A 17,020-nucleotide genomic window follows, 5' to 3' on the forward strand; every position below is an offset into this window, starting at 1 on the left:
ATATTAAAATAATAGGAGGGAAATTTCCATGAGTAAAATTATTGGAATTGATTTAGGTACAACAAACTCTTGTGTTGCTGTACTTGAAGGTGGAGAACCAAAAGTTATCCCAAATCCAGAAGGTAATAGAACATCTCCTTCTGTAGTAGCATTCAAAAATGGAGAACGTCAAGTAGGGGAAGTTGCAAAACGTCAATCTATCACAAACCCAAACACGATTATGTCAATTAAACGTCATATGGGTACAGATTATAAAGTGGAAGTTGAAGGCAAGAACTACTCTCCTCAAGAAGTTTCTGCTATTATTCTTCAATACTTAAAAGGTTATGCAGAAGAGTATCTTGGAGAGAAAGTAACAAAGGCTGTTATTACAGTACCTGCTTACTTCAATGATGCAGAACGTCAAGCAACAAAAGATGCTGGTAAAATTGCTGGATTAGAAGTTGAGCGTATTATCAACGAACCAACTGCTGCTGCTTTAGCTTATGGTCTTGATAAAACAGAGGAAGACCAAACTATTTTAGTTTATGACCTTGGGGGAGGTACTTTTGACGTATCTATCCTTGAGCTTGGCGATGGCGTATTTGAAGTTAAGTCAACTGCTGGTGACAATCGTCTTGGTGGAGATGACTTTGACCAAGTTATTATCGATTATTTAGTAGAACAATTCAAAAAAGAAAATGGCATTGATCTAAGCAAAGATAAAATGGCTTTACAACGTTTGAAAGACGCAGCAGAGAAAGCGAAAAAAGATCTTTCTGGTGTAGCTTCTACACAAATTTCTTTACCATTTATCACAGCTGGAGAAGCTGGGCCACTTCACTTAGAAGTAACTTTATCTCGTGCTAAATTCGAAGAAATTTCTGCTTCATTAGTAGAACGTACAATGGGACCAACTCGTCAAGCACTTAAAGATGCTAATCTTAACGCTTCTGAAATTGATAAAGTTATCCTTGTAGGTGGTTCAACACGTATCCCTGCAGTTCAAGAAGCAATCAAAAAAGAAATCGGCAAAGAGCCACATAAAGGGGTAAACCCTGATGAAGTAGTTGCAATGGGTGCAGCTATCCAAGGTGGAGTAATTACTGGTGATGTTAAAGATGTTGTTCTTTTAGATGTCACACCACTTTCATTAGGTATCGAAACTATGGGTGGAGTATTTACGAAGCTAATCGATCGTAATACAACAATCCCAACGTCTAAGTCCCAAGTATTCTCAACTGCTGCAGATAACCAAACAGCTGTTGATATCCACGTGCTTCAAGGGGAGCGCCCAATGGCTGCAGATAATAAAACATTAGGCCGTTTCCAATTAGCTGATATTCCACCAGCACCACGTGGAATTCCGCAAATTGAAGTATCATTTGATATCGATAAAAACGGTATTGTAAATGTTCGTGCGAAAGATCTTGGCACAAACAAAGAACAAACTATTACAATTAAATCTTCTACAGGCTTGTCAGATGAAGAAATCGACAAAATGGTAAGAGAAGCAGAAGAAAATGCTGAAGCAGATAAAAAGCGTAAAGAAGAAGTGGAACTACGTAATGAAGCAGATCAATTAGTATTCACTACTGAAAAAACATTGAAAGATTTAGAAGGAAAAGTGGACGAAAGCGAAGTTGCCAAAGCGAATGAGGCAAAAGACGCTTTAAAAGCTGCTATTGAGAAAAACGAATTAGAAGATATTCGTGCGAAAAAAGAAGCTCTTCAAGAAATCGTTCAAGCTCTTTCTATGAAATTATATGAAGAGGCTGCTCAAGCTGCACAAGCTGCACAAGGAGCAGAGGGCGGAGCATCTGATAAAGATGACAACGTAGTCGATGCAGAATTTGAAGAAGTAAAAGACGATAAATAAACGAATGAAAACAATATATAATTAGAAAAAAAGTCAAAGTCAGGTTATCTTGACTTTGGCTTTTCTTTTAGATGTTTTTTGGGGATATTTAAGAAAGTTAGGAAGAAACTATTGTACTTTGGAAATGCAAAATGATACAATAGCATCTATGTGAAAAGAATCGGGGAGTGGTAATCAATTATGGACAAACGAGATTACTATGAAGTCCTTGGAGTTAGCAAAGGAGCTTCTAAGGATGAAATAAAAAAGGCTTATCGAAAGCTTTCAAAAAAGTATCATCCGGATATTAATAAAGAACAAGATGCAGATGAAAAGTTTAAAGAAGTGAAAGAGGCCTATGAAGTACTAAGTGATGACCAAAAACGAGCTCATTATGATCAATTTGGACATACAGATCCTAACCAAGGCTTTGGTGGCGGCTCAGATTTCGGTGGCTTTGGCGGTTTTGAAGATATTTTCAGCACTTTCTTTGGTGGTGGTGGAGGATCCAGAAGAAGAGATCCAAATGCACCGCGTCAAGGAGCTGATTTACAGTATACGATGACCCTTTCGTTTGAAGAAGCGGCATTTGGTAAAGAAACTGAAATTGAAATACCAAGAGAAGAAAATTGTGAAACATGTAATGGAACAGGAGCAAAGCCAGGCACTAAGCCAGTTACATGTAAGCATTGTAGCGGTACAGGTCAACTGAATGTGGAGCAAAACACACCATTCGGTCGTATTGTGAATAGAAGAACATGTAATTACTGTAATGGAACTGGTAAAGAGATTAAACATAAATGTTCTACTTGTGGCGGAACAGGTAAAGTGAAAAAACGCCGCAAAATCAGTGTTAAAATTCCAGCCGGTATTGATGATGGTCAGCAATTAAGAGTCACAGGCCAAGGAGAACCTGGCACAAACGGGGGACCAGCAGGAGATTTATATGTCGTATTCCACATAAGAAGACATGAGTTCTTCGAACGTGATGGAGAAGATGTATATTGTGAAATGCCAATCACGTTTGTTCAGGCTGCGCTTGGAGATGAAGTGGAAGTACCAACCATCCATGGAAAAGTGAAGCTAAAAGTGCCTGCAGGGACACAAACTGGAACGAAATTCCGACTTAAAGGCAAAGGTATTCCGAATGTACGTGGATATGGCCAAGGTGACCAGCATGTTATCATTCGTTTAGTCACACCTACAAAGTTATCAGATAAGCAAAAGCAACTATTACAAGAATTTGCTGATGTATCTGGAGTTTCCCCTCAAGGAGAAGAAGAGGACAGCTTTTTCTCTAAAGTAAAAAAAGCGTTTAAAGGTGAATAATCAAAAAGGAGTTGGTAGAGATGAAATGGTCAGAAATCACAATTCATACGACAAATGAAGCGATTGAACCTATTTCAAATATTTTGCATGAAGCAGGTGCTAGTGGGGTAGTGATTGAAGATCCCTTTGAATTAATTAAAGAAAGAGAAGACCAATTCGGCGAAATCTACCAACTAAATCCTGATGATTATCCTGAAGAAGGCGTCCTAGTTAAAGCATATTTACCAATCAATAGTTTTCTTGGAGAAACAGTAGAGGCAATTAAAGAAAACATCAATAATTTAGTACTATTTAATATTGATATTGGTTTAAACAAAGTTTCCATCATGGAAGTTAATGAAGAAGAATGGGCTACTGCTTGGAAAAAATATTATCATCCTGTAAAAATATCAGAGAAATTTACCATTGTACCAACATGGGAGAATTATACACCTGTTCATACGGATGAATTAATAATTGAATTAGATCCAGGCATGGCTTTCGGTACAGGTACCCACCCAACAACTGTATTATGTATCCAAGCTTTGGAAAGAATAGTTAAAAAAGAGGATATAGTTATTGATGTTGGGACTGGTTCTGGTGTATTAAGCATTGCTGCGGCAATGTTAGGAGCTAAATCTGTGCTTGCCCTAGATTTGGATGAAGTTGCGGTGCGTTCTGCAAAACTAAATATTAAATTAAACAAGGTTCATGAAACGACAACGGTCTGTCAAAATAATTTATTGAGTGGAATAAATGAACAGGCAGATGTGATTGTTGCAAATATATTGGCAGAGGTTATTGTGCGTTTTACAGATGATGTGTACCGTTTACTTCATAAAGACGGCTACTTTATTGCTTCTGGTATAATTCTTCAGAAAAAAGAAGAAGTAAAGGATGCTATTATTGCATCTGGACTAGAAATAATAGAAACGGTTCAAATGGAAGATTGGGTTAGTATTACTGCTCAAAAAAGAATGAGTGAGTAACTATAAACTTATATCTTTTTACGGTTAAAGCTAAAAAAGGGTAAGCGTATAGACTAAAGGAAAAAGGAAGTTTCGTTTTACGATTCTTCCTTATCTATTGGGTAAAGGAAAGTAGGTATTTCGATTGCAGCGTTATTTTGCTAAAAATGAAGAAGATACATTTATTATCCAAGAAGATGATTATCATCATATCGTTCGTGTTATGCGAATGAATATGGAAGATGAAATATACTGTGTAAATGATAATCAACAGGTAGCACGTTGTAAGATAGCAAATATTTCCGAAAACGAAGTGACGGCAAAGGTGGTACAATGGTTAGAAGGAGAAATAGAGCTTCCTGTTTCTGTTTCCATTGTGAGCGGAATGCCAAAAGGGGATAAGCTAGAATGGATTATTCAAAAAGGGACAGAATTAGGTGCTTTTAAGTTTATCCCTTTTATAGCAGCTCGCTCTGTCGTTAAGTGGGATGAGAAAAAAGGTGGGAAAAAGCTTGTTCGCTGGAATAAGATTGCGAAAGAAGCAGCAGAACAATCTCATCGGACGATGATTCCTAAAGTAAATACCCCAATTGATATAAAAGAATTGATTAAACTTTCAGAAGGCTTTCATGTAAAGTTAGTAGCATACGAAGAAAAGGCAAGACAAGGCGAATCGTCTATATTAACGAAGAAACTTAAGTCAATGGCAAAGGGACAATCAATCCTTGCTGTATTTGGACCAGAAGGTGGTCTAACAGAAGCAGAAGTTACGTTATTAAAAGATCATGGTTTTGAATTATGTGGACTTGGTCCAAGAATATTAAGAACAGAGACAGCTCCATTGTATCTGTTGTCTGCTGTATCTTATCATTTTGAATTGATGGAGTGATAAAAATGCCAACAGTTGCTTTTCACACATTAGGATGTAAAGTAAACCATTATGAAACAGAAGCGATCTGGCAGTTGTTTAAACAACAGGGCTATGAACGTGTAGAATATGAAAATATGTCTGATGTATATGTTATTAACACATGTACAGTTACAAATACAGGCGATAAGAAGAGCCGACAAGTTATTCGTCGTGCAGTGCGGAAAAATCCTGACGCAGTTATTTGTGTTACAGGTTGTTATGCACAAACGTCACCAGCAGAAATTATGGCTATTCCTGGTGTTGATATTGTAGTGGGTACACAGGATCGCGTAAAAATGCTAGAGTATATTGCACAGTACAAAGAAGAAAGACAACCAATTAATGCGGTTGGAAACATTATGAAAAACCGCGTATATGAGGAAATGGATGTACCTGCTTTTACAGATAGAACAAGAGCTTCATTAAAAATTCAAGAAGGCTGTAATAATTTTTGTACATTTTGTATTATTCCATGGGCAAGAGGTTTAATGCGTTCTCGGGATCCACAAGATGTCATTAAACAAGCACAACAATTAGTGGATGCTGGCTATAAAGAGATTGTCTTAACAGGGATTCATACAGGTGGATATGGTTCAGATATGAAGGATTATAATCTTGCAAACTTACTTCGAGACTTAGAAGCAGAAGTAAAGGGCTTGAAAAGACTACGTATTTCTTCCATTGAAGCTAGTCAAATAACAGATGAAGTTATTGAAGTATTGGATAAATCCAAAATTGTCGTAAACCATCTTCATATTCCTATTCAATCAGGTTCTGACACTGTTTTAAAAAGAATGAGAAGAAAATATACGATGGAATTTTTTGCAGAAAGAATTACAAAATTAAAAGAAGCTCTACCAGGACTTGCTATCACATCTGATGTTATCGTTGGCTTCCCAGGCGAAACAGAAGAAGAGTTCATGGAAACATATAATTTTATAAAAGACCATAAATTTTCTGAATTACATGTGTTCCCATATTCTAAGAGAACTGGAACTCCTGCCGCACGTATGGACAACCAAATTGACGAAGAAGTAAAAAATGAACGTGTTCATCGATTGATTTCTCTTTCTGATCAACTTGCAAAAGAATATGCGTCTAACTATGAAGGGGAAGTAGTAGAAGTCATTCCGGAAGAAGTATACAAAGAGGATGGCAATGGAAAACTCTTTGTTGGCTATACAGATAACTATTTAAAAATTGTGTTCCCTGCTACAGAAGAAATGATAGGGAAAATTGTTAAAGTAAAAATAACAAAAGCTGGTTATCCTGTAAATGAAGGGCAATTTGTCCGCATATTAGAGGAAATGGAAGATCAGGCTGCGATAGTATCTTAACCATAGCATTTCCTATTTTGTTGATTTACATTTAATATATAATAAGTTACTCAAGCTCTTTTGAATTAGTATTCTAAAGAGCTTGAATATATATTTTTCAAGAGTACATATATCAAAGGAGAATCATAATGAACATTGCTAAAATGATTGATCACACTTTATTGAAAGCTGAAGCAACGAAAGAACAAATTGTTACTCTTTGTGAAGAAGCAAAGCAATATACATTTGCTTCCGTTTGTGTTAATCCAACATGGGTGAAAGTTGCTAGTGAATTACTTGATGGAACAGAAGTAAAAGTATGTACAGTGATCGGTTTCCCTTTAGGTGCAACCACTTCTGCAACGAAAGCATTTGAAACAGAGGATGCCATTAAAAATGGTGCTACAGAAGTAGACATGGTTATTAATATTGGTGCATTAAAGGATAAAAATTATGATTTAGTAAAAGAAGATATAAAAGCAGTAGTGAATGCTGCAAAAGGCAAGGCGTTATCAAAAGTTATTATTGAAACAAGCTTATTAACTAATGAGGAAAAAGAGATTGCTTGTAAACTAGCAGTAGAAGCTGGCGCTGATTTTGTTAAAACATCTACTGGTTTCTCCACAGGTGGAGCAACAGTTGAGGACATTGCATTAATGAGAAAAACTGTCGGACCGAGTGTAGGTGTAAAGGCATCTGGAGGGGTACGCAGTAGCGAAGATACAGCGAAAATGATTGAAGCTGGAGCAACTAGAATTGGAGCAAGCTCTGGTGTTGCAATCGTTAATGGTTTAACGAGCACCAGTGATTATTAATATTCCTTTTTTTTAAAATCCTTAGAGAAAACGTAGAATTGTTTTCTCTAAGGTTTTTTTCATTCAAACGGCATGTAATACTAATAATTTTCCAAATAAATTTTTCGATAATTACTCGGAGTTGTATTCATAAGTTTTTCGAAATTACGATTAAAGCTACGAATATTTCGATATCCGACTATATCGGCAATTTCTGTAATTTTGCTATCCGTAGTTTTTAATAATTGAGATGCCAATGTGACACGATGTCCATTAAGAAAATCAACGAACGGAACTTTCAGTATCTTTGTGAAAAATCTAGATAGGTAGGAATAGTCATAGCCAAATTTTTGTGATAAATCTTTTAATGAAAGCTCCTCGGTAAAATGATTTTGGATATAATTCAGTAAATCATGTAATAAATATTCATCTCTTCTTGCTTCCTCTTTAAAGGTTGTTTGATTTAACAATTCAGCACAAATCAAATAAAGGACACCTTTTTTGGCTATCATCGAGCTTTTATTAGTCATTAATATCTCCTTAATCATCTCACTAATACCGGGCTGTAAGCGGAATATAGGTTCGATTAAATCTTTATTTTTGCTTAATTGAAAAAATTGATTAACAAACTCTGGAGAAAAGACATAAATCCAGGCATGGTTTTTATTTTTACTTTGCATACTATGTATTTGATTCGAAAGAACGAAAGCGCTTTCTCCTTTGTGAAGGGTATAGGTTTTATTTTGGATTGTAAGATTCAGTGTCCCTTCATCGACCATTACAAGCTCCATACTTCGATGAAAATGTGGAAGGATATTGGGATTGGTTGCCGAAATACGATCAAAATCTCCATTTTGTCCAAAATAATTAGATTGATAATATAACATTCAATATGCTCCTTTCAAGTCAAATTTTGTCCATAATTATACAATTTAAGTACTAGTTACGTCAATCAGTGATGACTAAAATTAATCTGTAATAAGAAAGGAATCTTTATTTCTTATTGCCCTATAAGTAGTCTTACTATACTAATAATGAGACTGCACATTTTTTATTCAAATGGCGTATGAGGATTTGTTAGCTAACAAAATGGCAAAAAGGAGATGAAAGATAAATAGCCTATGCATAACAATGGACTCAGCAATGCTATAAAAAGATGGGAGAGATGAGAAAGACATGAAAACGAATTCAAGTTTTGTATACCCCCTTATATTTGTTTTGAGAGATATTATTGATTTTACGTAGTGAATTTCGTTTTATACGAATATTAAGATGTCTTTGCAAATATCATTTTTGAAGTAAACAAATTAAAAAAGAAAGAGTGTAGATTCCTATTGAATAATTATCAATGGATTTGGAGTTATGTAAAGAAGAATAAGAAAAAAGTAATTACCGCAACATTGATTTTATTGGCAAATTCCTTTTTTGTAGTGATTATTCCTATATTAAGTGGAAGGCTAATTGATGAAGTCATTGAGAATAATCAAGTACAACTTTTAGTTCCAATTCTGTTAGCGATGGTAGGAGCAACACTTATTAGAACCGTTACCCGTTACATATACCAATTATTATATGAAAAAGTTGGTCAGGATGCACAGTTTGATATCAGGCAAGACATGTATAAGAAGCTTCAAGAGCTTGATTTTGATTTCTTTAATCATAATAGAGTGGGAGATATTATGGCGAGAATGACGGGGGATATGGACGCCATACGTCATTTCGTTTCATGGGTATGCTATAACATAGCCGAATGTGTCGTTTGGTTTGTTGTAGCTATTATCGTAATGATGAATATTGATTGGAAATTAACTTTAGGATTAGTTGCAGTCACGCCAATTATTTTTATTTTTACACAAAAAATGTCCAGGGCAGCACACCCAGTATTTTTAGAAATTAGAGAAAGTTTTTCAAGGCTGAATTCAATGGTAGAAGAAAATATTAGTGGGAACAGAGTAGTCAAAGCATTTTCGCGGGAAGAATACGAAATTGAAAAGTTCAATCATTTCAATAATGATTATCAAAAGCGTAATCTGGATTCTGCCAATGTGTCAAAAAAATACTTACCATGGTTAGATGGCTTTGCAGGTATGCTCGCTGTTATCACATTATTGCTAGGCGGATTATTTGTTATTCAAGGAAGCATGACAATTGGGGATTTAGTTGCTTTTAATGGATTCATGTGGTTATTAAATATGCCAATGCGAATGAGCGGATGGTTAATAAATGATGTACAGCGTTTTAATGCATCTTGTGTAAAAATAAGAAATTTATTAAAAACAGAACCACAGATTAGAGTGGAAGAAAGAAAGCAAACGAAGAAAATTTCCGGCTACGTAACGTTTAAAAATGTCTCCTTTGCGTTTTCTGATGATCCAGAAACGCAAATATTAAAAAATGTGTCCTTTGCAGTCCGACCAGGACAAACGGTTGGAATATTAGGGGAAACAGGGTCAGGTAAATCTACACTAGTTAACTTGATTGCCAGATTCTATGATCCGACTGAAGGGGAAGTATTAATTGATCACGTAAATGCAAAAGAATGGCCTGTACGAAAGCTCCGTAATCAGATTTCCATGGTTATGCAAGATATCTTCTTATTCTCAAATACAATTGAAGAAAACATTTCTTTTGGAAAGCCATTTTTGAATATAGAACAGATACAGCGAGTTGCTGCTATAGCAGATGCTCATAATTTTATCGTCAGAATGCCCGAGGGCTACAATACCATTGTGGGAGAGCGTGGAGTTGGTCTATCAGGCGGACAAAAGCAAAGGATTTCCTTAGCAAGAGCATTAGCAAAAGATCCATCCATCTTAATCTTGGACGATACAACCTCTGCGGTAGATATGGAAACAGAAAGTAAAATCCAAAAGGAATTAAATCAGCTAACCGAAGATAAAACAACCTTCATTATTGCACACCGAATTTCTTCTGTAAGAGATGCGGATTTTATTTTAGTTCTCGACAAAGGGGAAGTGAAAGAGCAGGGTACGCATATGGAGCTTGTAGCGAAAAAAGGGCTGTATTACGATGTTTATAAAAGGCAGCTAGGACTAGTTGAGCAGGAAGAAGGGGGAGCAACCATTGGCCCGTAATAAATTTAATGTTGATGAAGAATTAGAAACCGAATTTAACTGGAGTCACTATAAACGTATCGGTGCATATATTAAACCTTATAAAAAGGCATTGTTTATTACATTGCTGATCATATTAACTGCCAATGTTGCAGGGATGCTCGGTCCATTTTTTACGAAAATAGCAATCGATGAAATTATCCCAGATAAAAATATTCCGCTATTAATTGGACTTAGTATACTATTTTTGTTATCCCTTATCGTTATTGGAATATGTATGCGTTATAGAATTCAATGGATTACACGTATCGGTCAAAATATTTTAAAGGATATGCGTTTGGATATTTTTCAGCATTTGCAAAAGTTACCTTTTTCTTATTTTGATAATCGTCCACATGGAAAAATATTAATAAGAGTAGTTAACTATATTAATACACTTAGTGATTTATTAAGCAACGGATTAATTAATCTAATCTCAGATATTATCAGTGTTATTATTACTTTGATTTTTATGTTTGCGATTGATGCTAAATTAACATTATACAGTTTAGCTCTGCTCCCTATTTTAGGAATATTGGTATGGGTTATTAAAAATATGCAAAGAAAAGCATATCAAGTGTTAAGTAACAAACAATCCAACATGAATGCATATATTCATGAAAGTATTGCAGGGATTAAGATTACACAATCATTTGCAAGAGAAGATGAGAATTATGAAATATTTGATGAAGTGAGCAATGAAACTCGAACCTCTTGGATGAAGGCTGTTTCCATTCAGTTTCTACTCTGGCCAGGTGTACAAAACATCTCTGTGTTGACAACAAGTTTAATTTACTTTGTAGGAATCCGTCAGATTGGGGTGGATGTTAGTACAGGTACACTTGTTGCTTTTATTGGCTATGTAAATAACTTTTGGAATCCAGTAATTAATATGGGGAACTTTTATAATGCGCTTATTACAGCGTCTGCTTATTTAGAACGAATTTTTGAAACGCTAGATGTAGAGCCAGATATTAAAGATAATCCTAAAGCCATTCAAATGCCGACTATTAAAGGAAACGTAACATTTGATCATGTATCTTTCCGTTATGAAGAAGGGAAAAACATTCTAAACGATGTCAGTTTCCATATTAATGCGGGAGAAAGCATTGCTTTAGTAGGACCAACTGGTGCAGGAAAGTCAACCATTATAAATTTACTTAGCAGGTTCTATGATGTTAATGAAGGAAGCGTAAAAATTGATGATATCGATGTACGAGATGTCACATTGAAATCACTGCGTTCTCAAATGGGGGTAATGCTTCAAGACACTTTTGTATTTTCAGGAACAATCCTTGATAATATTCGTTATGGAAAATTGGATGCAACAGAAGATGAAATAATCACAGCGGCTAAAATTGTCAGGGCAGATGACTTCATTAAAGATCTAAAGGATGGATATCATACGGTTGTTGAAGAACGAGGCAGTACTTTATCAGCAGGACAAAGACAATTAATATCCTTTGCAAGGGCACTTTTAGCAAATCCCAAAATATTGATCTTAGATGAAGCGACTAGTAGTATTGATACCAAAACAGAGGAGCTTCTACAAGAAGGGATAACGGAATTACTAAAGGGAAGAACTTCTTTTATTATCGCTCATCGCTTATCGACCATTAAAAATAGCAGTCAAATATTCTATATAGATGGAGGAAGAATTGCGGAAAAAGGTACCCATGACGAGCTAATGGCTTTAAAAGGATTATATTATCATTTATATCAATCACAATATGATTTACTTAAAGTTATGTGAAAAAGAGACTGGGACATAAGTATTTCGGTCATAAATAAACCCGCCCCCCAACCATACAAGCGTTTCGTATGGTTGGGGGGCGGGTTTTTAATCAGTTTATAAAAGGCTGTTTCAGTAAAGTTGGGATAGTAATATCAACAGCCTAAAATACACTTCGCTTTCCAAAGGAGTGCTATCTCCTCGGAAAACATATGAAAATACCCAATTTAAAAGTGGGCTACCAATAATTATGGTTAAATTGCTGTTTCAGTATTCTCCATTAGTTAAGTCAAAATGCCTCGTTCATCGCGCGACGTATCGCAATGGAATGAATTGGTTTCGCCGATTGATTATTTACAGATAGACAATTTAGTTTTGTCTAAGCCTCCTCTATTATCAAGAAAATAAGCAAAATTTCAGCTATGTATACGCATTATTAATTTGCCAAAACGCTCGGCAAAGGGTAGAACAAGTAGGGAAGATAGGACATTAAATAAAAGGCTTGCATGGGCAAGTTGAACATCGATGTCAGCAGTCATATTTTTAACGGTAGCTGCTAATATGTCAATGAAAGGATAGAATAGAATAACTCCTCCTATATTTAGCCAAATATGAGCATATGCACATAGCTTTGAGCTTTTTTCTGTTCCTATTGATGCTAAATAAGAAGTAATACATGTGCCGATATTAGAGCCAAGCATAATGGCTATAGCAATTTCTATTGGAAGCATGCCGGCCACTAAAAAACCCATCATAATCCCAATTGTTGCCGTGCTCGATTGAATCAAGGCAGTAACGCCAATGCCAACTAAAAGAGCAATAATAGGTTGATCAGCTAATTGTAGAAAAAAAGTGTTTAAAAGGGGATGGTCTTCAATCATCCCTGCAAAATATTTAAATCCACGCATCGTTGTAAATACAGTAGCAATTCCGAATAATATGAATCCAATACTTCTTAATTGGGATTTGTTAATTATCATAAATAGGACACCGATGATAGCAAGCGGAAGTAAATAATCATTGATGTCGAAAGTGATGAATTCAGTTGTTAATGTGGTCCCAATATTGGTTCCTAAAATAATGCCAATGGATTGAGGAAAGGATAAAACTCTGGCGGAAATCAGCCCAATCGTAAGCACCATTACGGCAGCACTGCTTTGGAGTAATGCTGTAATTAAAATCGAGATAATTAACCCTTTCCAAGGTTTATCTGTTAATTTTTCGAGCAAGCCTTTAAGAGATTTGGAAGATAAATTAAATAAACCTGTCCGTAAAAGGGTCATCCCAAAAATAAATAATAGGATAAGAACGATAAAAAGTATAAGATAAATCATTATATATTTCCTCCTCTATGAAAACTATATGAAGAAAAGGCTGTGGACATGTCATCTGCGGCTAAATAAATGATGGAGAAGGTAGCATAAGTTACTTATATAAGTTCTTGTCATGACATATGTTTATAATGACCTATAGAGGGAAAAATAAAGGACGAGAAAGGAATGGAGGGAGAAAAGGGCTGATTATTGTATAAAACACCCTTTTTTTACGTTTTTTTTAAAACAATTTGTCTAACTAGGTCAAATACGGTTGACCTTGTCACTTTGATATATTATAATGTCAAGGTACATGGAAACCATGTTGATGTTAGTGTGTTGTGTTCGGAGGGAGGGAAAGAGAATGTCTAAAACCGTCGTTCGTAAAAACGAATCGCTTGAAGATGCTCTTCGTCGCTTCAAACGTTCAGTATCAAAAACTGGTACTTTGCAGGAAGCTAGAAAGCGCGAATTCTACGAGAAACCAAGTGTGAAACGTAAGAAAAAATCAGAAGCAGCAAGAAAACGTAAGTTCTAAGAGAGGGTGTAGCAAAATTGAGTCTTCTCGAACGTTTAAACAATGATATGAAGCAAGCGATGAAAAACAAAGAAAAAGATAAACTAGTTGTGATTCGAATGATTAAGGCTGCCATTCAGAATGAAAGCATTAAGCTTGGTAGAGTTCTTTCTGAAGAAGACGAGTTATCTGTCCTTTCTCGCGAAGTAAAACAACGCAAAGACTCCCTCCATGAGTTTGAGAAAGCAGGTCGTGAAGATCTTGTTGACAAAATACGTGCGGAGTTAAAACATGTTGAAATATATATGCCTGAACAACTTTCAGAAGAGGAACTATCTGAAATTGTGAAACAAGCAATTGATGAAACAGGTGCTTCTTCAAAGAAAGAAATGGGAAAAGTGATGGCTGCTTTAATGCCTAAGGTAAAAGGAAAAGCAGACGGTTCACTAGTAAATAAACTTGTACAACAACACCTTTCATAAATAAGTTTATGTTTTAAAGGCTGCAGACTATGTCTGCAGCCTTTTTACATCTACTTTCCCTGCTCTCAGTAGAATAAGAATCAATTGTAATCTGATGAACATTCTCGGAAGATGGGTGTGTCAAAAGCCCTTAAGGCAAAGTAGTTCATCTAACTCAGTGGAGGACAAAGAAAAAACCCCCTTTTATTTATTTGAACGAAGTGCTTTCTTTTAATGTTGAAGTAATTTTAGAAGATTACTGTTTTATCTTAAACTAAAAAACATATAATGAAGATAGTCTTTAAAAAAATATAAATTAAAATGAAACTTTTTTTAAAATGAAACGTATACATAGCCATAGTGTTTTAAATACTAAAACGTTTGGGGAAGGAGGGAGAATTCTGAGAAGACATAAGAAACGATTATTGCTTTCTCTTCTTTTTATCTTTTTACTATCAATAATACCTAGTGTAATCAGTGCGAATAACGAAGAAGTCGTGTATGTTGTGCCGATTAAAAACACTGTTGAAAAAGGTTTAAGTGAGTTTATAGATCGAGCCATAACGGAAGCTGAAGAAAATCAAGCTAGTGCGATTATTTTTGATATGAATACACCTGGCGGAGATGTTTCGGCTGCTATTGAAATAGGAAAAAGAATTTCTGAAACGGATGTTAAAACCATAACCTATATTAATCAAGATGCTATTTCAGCAGGTTCCTATATTGCATTAAATACCGATAAAATCTATATGGTGGAGGGAAGCAGGATAGGATCGTCTGGCGTTATTGACGGACAAGGAAATGCAGCAGATGAAAAAGCGCAATCTTACTGGATATCCGCAATGAAGGGAGCAGCAGAGAAGAAAGGAAGAGATCCAATTTATGCAATGGCGATGGCTGATAAATCTATAGCCATTCCTGGAATGAAAGAAGAAGGGACCTTTTTAACCTTAACTTCAACAGAAGCAGAAGAGGTAAACTATTCGGATGGTACAGTCGATAATTTAGATAAACTACTTGAAGAACTTGGTTTACAGAATGCGAAGGTAGAAAGAGTAGATGAAAGCTTTGCAGATAAAATTGCAAGATTTGTAACAAATCCAATTATTATTCCTATTTTATTGTCAATTGGGAGTCTAGGGTTAATAATTGAGTTATATTCACCTGGTTTTGGCTTACCCGGAATTGCGGGGCTTTCTGCATTGTTATTATTTTTCTATGGGCATCTAGTTGCAGGCCTTGCTGGATATGAAAGTCTTATTCTCTTTGTTATAGGTATACTCTTGATAATACTGGAATTCTTTGTTGTTGGAGGAATAGCAGGAGCGATAGGGATTATTGCTGTAATTGCAAGTATGTTTCTTGCGAGTGGAGATATTGCAGTAATCGGGATAAGTCTTTTAATCGCAATAGGAGTTTCCATTATTGCGTCTATCTTATTAGTAAAGGTGTTTGGTAGAAAAATGAAATTCTTTAGAAAAATTATATTAACCGACTCAACCAACACGGAAAGTGGGTATGTTTCCAATCAAAATCGCAAGGAATTGATTGGAAAAATAGGTACGACCCTAACTGCATTACGTCCTGCTGGAGTGGTCCTTGTTGACGATGAAAGAATCGATGTAGTAAGTGAGGGAAGTTTTATTGATAAAGAGAAGAAAGTAAAAATTGTAAAAGCAGAAGGTTCAAGAATTGTAGTTAGAGAAATACTACCGATAGATATACTTAAGGAGGATGAGTAATGTTAGTAGGCGGATTTGAAATTTTTTGGATTATTGTAGTAGTATTAGCAATTATTTTGTTAGGGGTGCTATTAACATTTGTGCCTGTAATGCTATGGATTTCTGCTTTAGCAGCAGGAGTGAGAATTAGCATTTTCACGTTAATAGGGATGCGTTTAAGAAGGGTTATTCCTAGTCGAGTTGTTAATCCGTTGATTAAAGCACATAAAGCTGGCTTAAATGTAACGATTAATCAATTAGAAAGCCACTATCTTGCTGGCGGGAATGTAGATAGAGTTGTAAATGCATTAATCGCTGCACATCGAGCGAACATTGAACTATCATTTGAACGATGTGCTGCTATTGATTTGGCAGGACGTGATGTATTAGAAGCTGTTCAAATGAGTGTTAATCCAAAAGTAATTGAAACACCATTTATTGCTGGTGTAGCGATGGATGGTATTGAGGTAAAAGCAAAAGCAAGAATTACAGTTCGTGCTAATATTGAAAGACTAGTAGGGGGAGCTGGTGAAGAAACAATTGTAGCCAGAGTTGGCGAAGGTATTGTTTCTACGATCGGTTCTTCAAGTAATCATAAAAAAGTTCTGGAAAATCCAGATATGATTTCTCAAACTGTTTTATCAAAAGGCCTAGATGCCGGGACTGCCTTTGAAATTCTGTCGATTGATATTGCGGATGTGGATATCGGCAAAAACATCGGAGCTGAATTACAAACAGAGCAAGCAGAAGCAGATAAGAAAATCGCGCAAGCAAAAGCGGAAGAGCGCAGAGCGATGGCTGTTGCCCAAGAACAAGAGATGAAAGCAAAAGTACAAGAAATGCGTGCGAAGGTTGTGGAGGCAGAAGCAGAAGTACCAATGGCTATGTCTGATGCATTGCGTTCAGGAAATATCGGCGTAATGGATTATATGAATTTACAAAATATTACTGCTGATACGGAAATGAGAGGCTCCATTGGCAAATTGTCAGATGATCAAAAAAATAAAGATGATAATGAGTAACTTTAAAA

At 35.7% G+C, this 17,020-nt stretch carries 14 protein-coding genes; 12 read left to right on the top strand and 2 right to left on the bottom strand.

Going from position 1 to position 17,020, the window contains the following annotated elements:
- The first annotated feature begins 28 nt into the window (after positions 1–28).
- The 6 genes from dnaK (at position 29) to deoC (ending at position 7,154) form a co-directional block, all read left to right on the top strand.
- On the top strand, positions 29–1,858 hold the full coding sequence (dnaK, locus tag ADJ83_RS21210; RefSeq protein WP_031536588.1) for a molecular chaperone DnaK: 1,830 nt from the start codon (positions 29–31) through the stop codon (positions 1,856–1,858).
- Between the two features lie 180 nt (positions 1,859–2,038).
- Complete coding sequence (gene dnaJ / locus ADJ83_RS21215) at positions 2,039–3,166, top strand: molecular chaperone DnaJ (protein WP_031536589.1); 1,128 nt, start codon at positions 2,039–2,041, stop codon at positions 3,164–3,166.
- A gap of 20 nt (positions 3,167–3,186) precedes the next feature.
- The gene (gene prmA, locus ADJ83_RS21220) at positions 3,187–4,134 is read left to right on the top strand and encodes a 50S ribosomal protein L11 methyltransferase (protein WP_031536590.1); all 948 of its coding nucleotides are present in this window, start codon (positions 3,187–3,189) and stop codon (positions 4,132–4,134) included.
- 124 nt (positions 4,135–4,258) lie between these two features.
- Positions 4,259–5,002 (top strand): 16S rRNA (uracil(1498)-N(3))-methyltransferase, encoded by a 744-nt coding sequence (locus ADJ83_RS21225; protein WP_031536591.1) that lies wholly within the window; start codon positions 4,259–4,261, stop codon positions 5,000–5,002.
- Positions 5,003–5,007: 5 nt separating this feature from the next.
- The gene (mtaB, locus tag ADJ83_RS21230) at positions 5,008–6,360 is read left to right on the top strand and encodes a tRNA (N(6)-L-threonylcarbamoyladenosine(37)-C(2))-methylthiotransferase MtaB (RefSeq protein WP_031536592.1); all 1,353 of its coding nucleotides are present in this window, start codon (positions 5,008–5,010) and stop codon (positions 6,358–6,360) included.
- Positions 6,361–6,488: 128 nt separating this feature from the next.
- Complete coding sequence (gene deoC / locus ADJ83_RS21235; RefSeq protein WP_031536593.1) at positions 6,489–7,154, top strand: deoxyribose-phosphate aldolase; 666 nt, start codon at positions 6,489–6,491, stop codon at positions 7,152–7,154.
- Positions 7,155–7,234: 80 nt separating this feature from the next.
- On the opposite strand, the gene ADJ83_RS21240 is transcribed toward deoC, so the two are convergent.
- Positions 7,235–8,020 (bottom strand): AraC family transcriptional regulator, encoded by a 786-nt coding sequence (locus tag ADJ83_RS21240; protein WP_031536594.1) that lies wholly within the window; start codon positions 8,018–8,020, stop codon positions 7,235–7,237.
- Positions 8,021–8,467: 447 nt separating this feature from the next.
- On the opposite strand from ADJ83_RS21240, the gene ADJ83_RS21245 reads away from it, so the two are divergent.
- A complete protein-coding gene (locus ADJ83_RS21245; RefSeq protein ID WP_031536595.1) occupies positions 8,468–10,228 on the top strand; it encodes an ABC transporter ATP-binding protein in 1,761 nt (586 codons plus the stop codon).
- Positions 10,218–11,999, top strand: coding sequence for an ABC transporter ATP-binding protein (locus ADJ83_RS21250; protein WP_031536596.1), 1,782 nt, complete (start codon positions 10,218–10,220; stop codon positions 11,997–11,999). Before ADJ83_RS21245 ends, ADJ83_RS21250 begins: the two co-directional genes overlap by 11 nt.
- Positions 12,000–12,394: 395 nt before the next feature.
- On the opposite strand, the gene ADJ83_RS21255 is transcribed toward ADJ83_RS21250, so the two are convergent.
- Positions 12,395–13,312 (bottom strand): Na/Pi symporter, encoded by a 918-nt coding sequence (locus tag ADJ83_RS21255; protein ID WP_031536598.1) that lies wholly within the window; start codon positions 13,310–13,312, stop codon positions 12,395–12,397.
- Between the two features lie 343 nt (positions 13,313–13,655).
- Here ADJ83_RS21255 and rpsU point away from each other — a divergent pair, with 343 nt between their 5' ends.
- The 4 genes from rpsU (at position 13,656) to floA (ending at position 17,012) form a co-directional block, all read left to right on the top strand.
- Complete coding sequence (gene rpsU / locus ADJ83_RS21260; RefSeq protein WP_003152957.1) at positions 13,656–13,829, top strand: 30S ribosomal protein S21; 174 nt, start codon at positions 13,656–13,658, stop codon at positions 13,827–13,829.
- Between the two features lie 17 nt (positions 13,830–13,846).
- A complete protein-coding gene (locus tag ADJ83_RS21265) occupies positions 13,847–14,290 on the top strand; it encodes a GatB/YqeY domain-containing protein (RefSeq protein WP_031536599.1) in 444 nt (147 codons plus the stop codon).
- A 380-nt stretch (positions 14,291–14,670) separates the two neighbouring features.
- The gene (locus tag ADJ83_RS21270) at positions 14,671–16,011 is read left to right on the top strand and encodes an NfeD family protein (RefSeq protein WP_031536600.1); all 1,341 of its coding nucleotides are present in this window, start codon (positions 14,671–14,673) and stop codon (positions 16,009–16,011) included.
- Positions 16,011–17,012: a flotillin-like protein FloA gene (gene floA / locus ADJ83_RS21275; RefSeq protein ID WP_031536601.1), complete on the top strand. Its 1,002-nt coding sequence runs from the start codon at positions 16,011–16,013 to the stop codon at positions 17,010–17,012. Before ADJ83_RS21270 ends, floA begins: the two co-directional genes overlap by 1 nt.
- Positions 17,013–17,020 lie beyond the last annotated feature (8 nt).

Origin of the sequence: Bacillus sp. 522_BSPC (genome assembly GCF_001076885.1) — a bacterium.
Taxonomy (GTDB): domain Bacteria; phylum Bacillota; class Bacilli; order Bacillales; family Cytobacillaceae; genus Niallia; species Niallia hominis.

Bases quoted from the DNA above. Each gene is read 5' to 3' on its own strand.
- mtaB (WP_031536592.1), top strand. From the start codon at position 5,008: ATGCCAACAGTTGCTTTTCACACATTAGGATGTAAAGTAAACCATTAT.
- prmA (WP_031536590.1), top strand. From the start codon at position 3,187: ATGAAATGGTCAGAAATCACAATTCATACGACAAATGAAGCGATTGAA.
- deoC (WP_031536593.1), top strand. From the start codon at position 6,489: ATGAACATTGCTAAAATGATTGATCACACTTTATTGAAAGCTGAAGCA.
- ADJ83_RS21255 (WP_031536598.1), bottom strand. From the start codon at position 13,312: ATGATTTATCTTATACTTTTTATCGTTCTTATCCTATTATTTATTTTT.
- floA (WP_031536601.1), top strand. From the start codon at position 16,011: ATGTTAGTAGGCGGATTTGAAATTTTTTGGATTATTGTAGTAGTATTA.
- dnaJ (WP_031536589.1), top strand. From the start codon at position 2,039: ATGGACAAACGAGATTACTATGAAGTCCTTGGAGTTAGCAAAGGAGCT.
- dnaK (WP_031536588.1), top strand. From the start codon at position 29: ATGAGTAAAATTATTGGAATTGATTTAGGTACAACAAACTCTTGTGTT.
- ADJ83_RS21240 (WP_031536594.1), bottom strand. From the start codon at position 8,020: ATGTTATATTATCAATCTAATTATTTTGGACAAAATGGAGATTTTGAT.
- rpsU (WP_003152957.1), top strand. From the start codon at position 13,656: ATGTCTAAAACCGTCGTTCGTAAAAACGAATCGCTTGAAGATGCTCTT.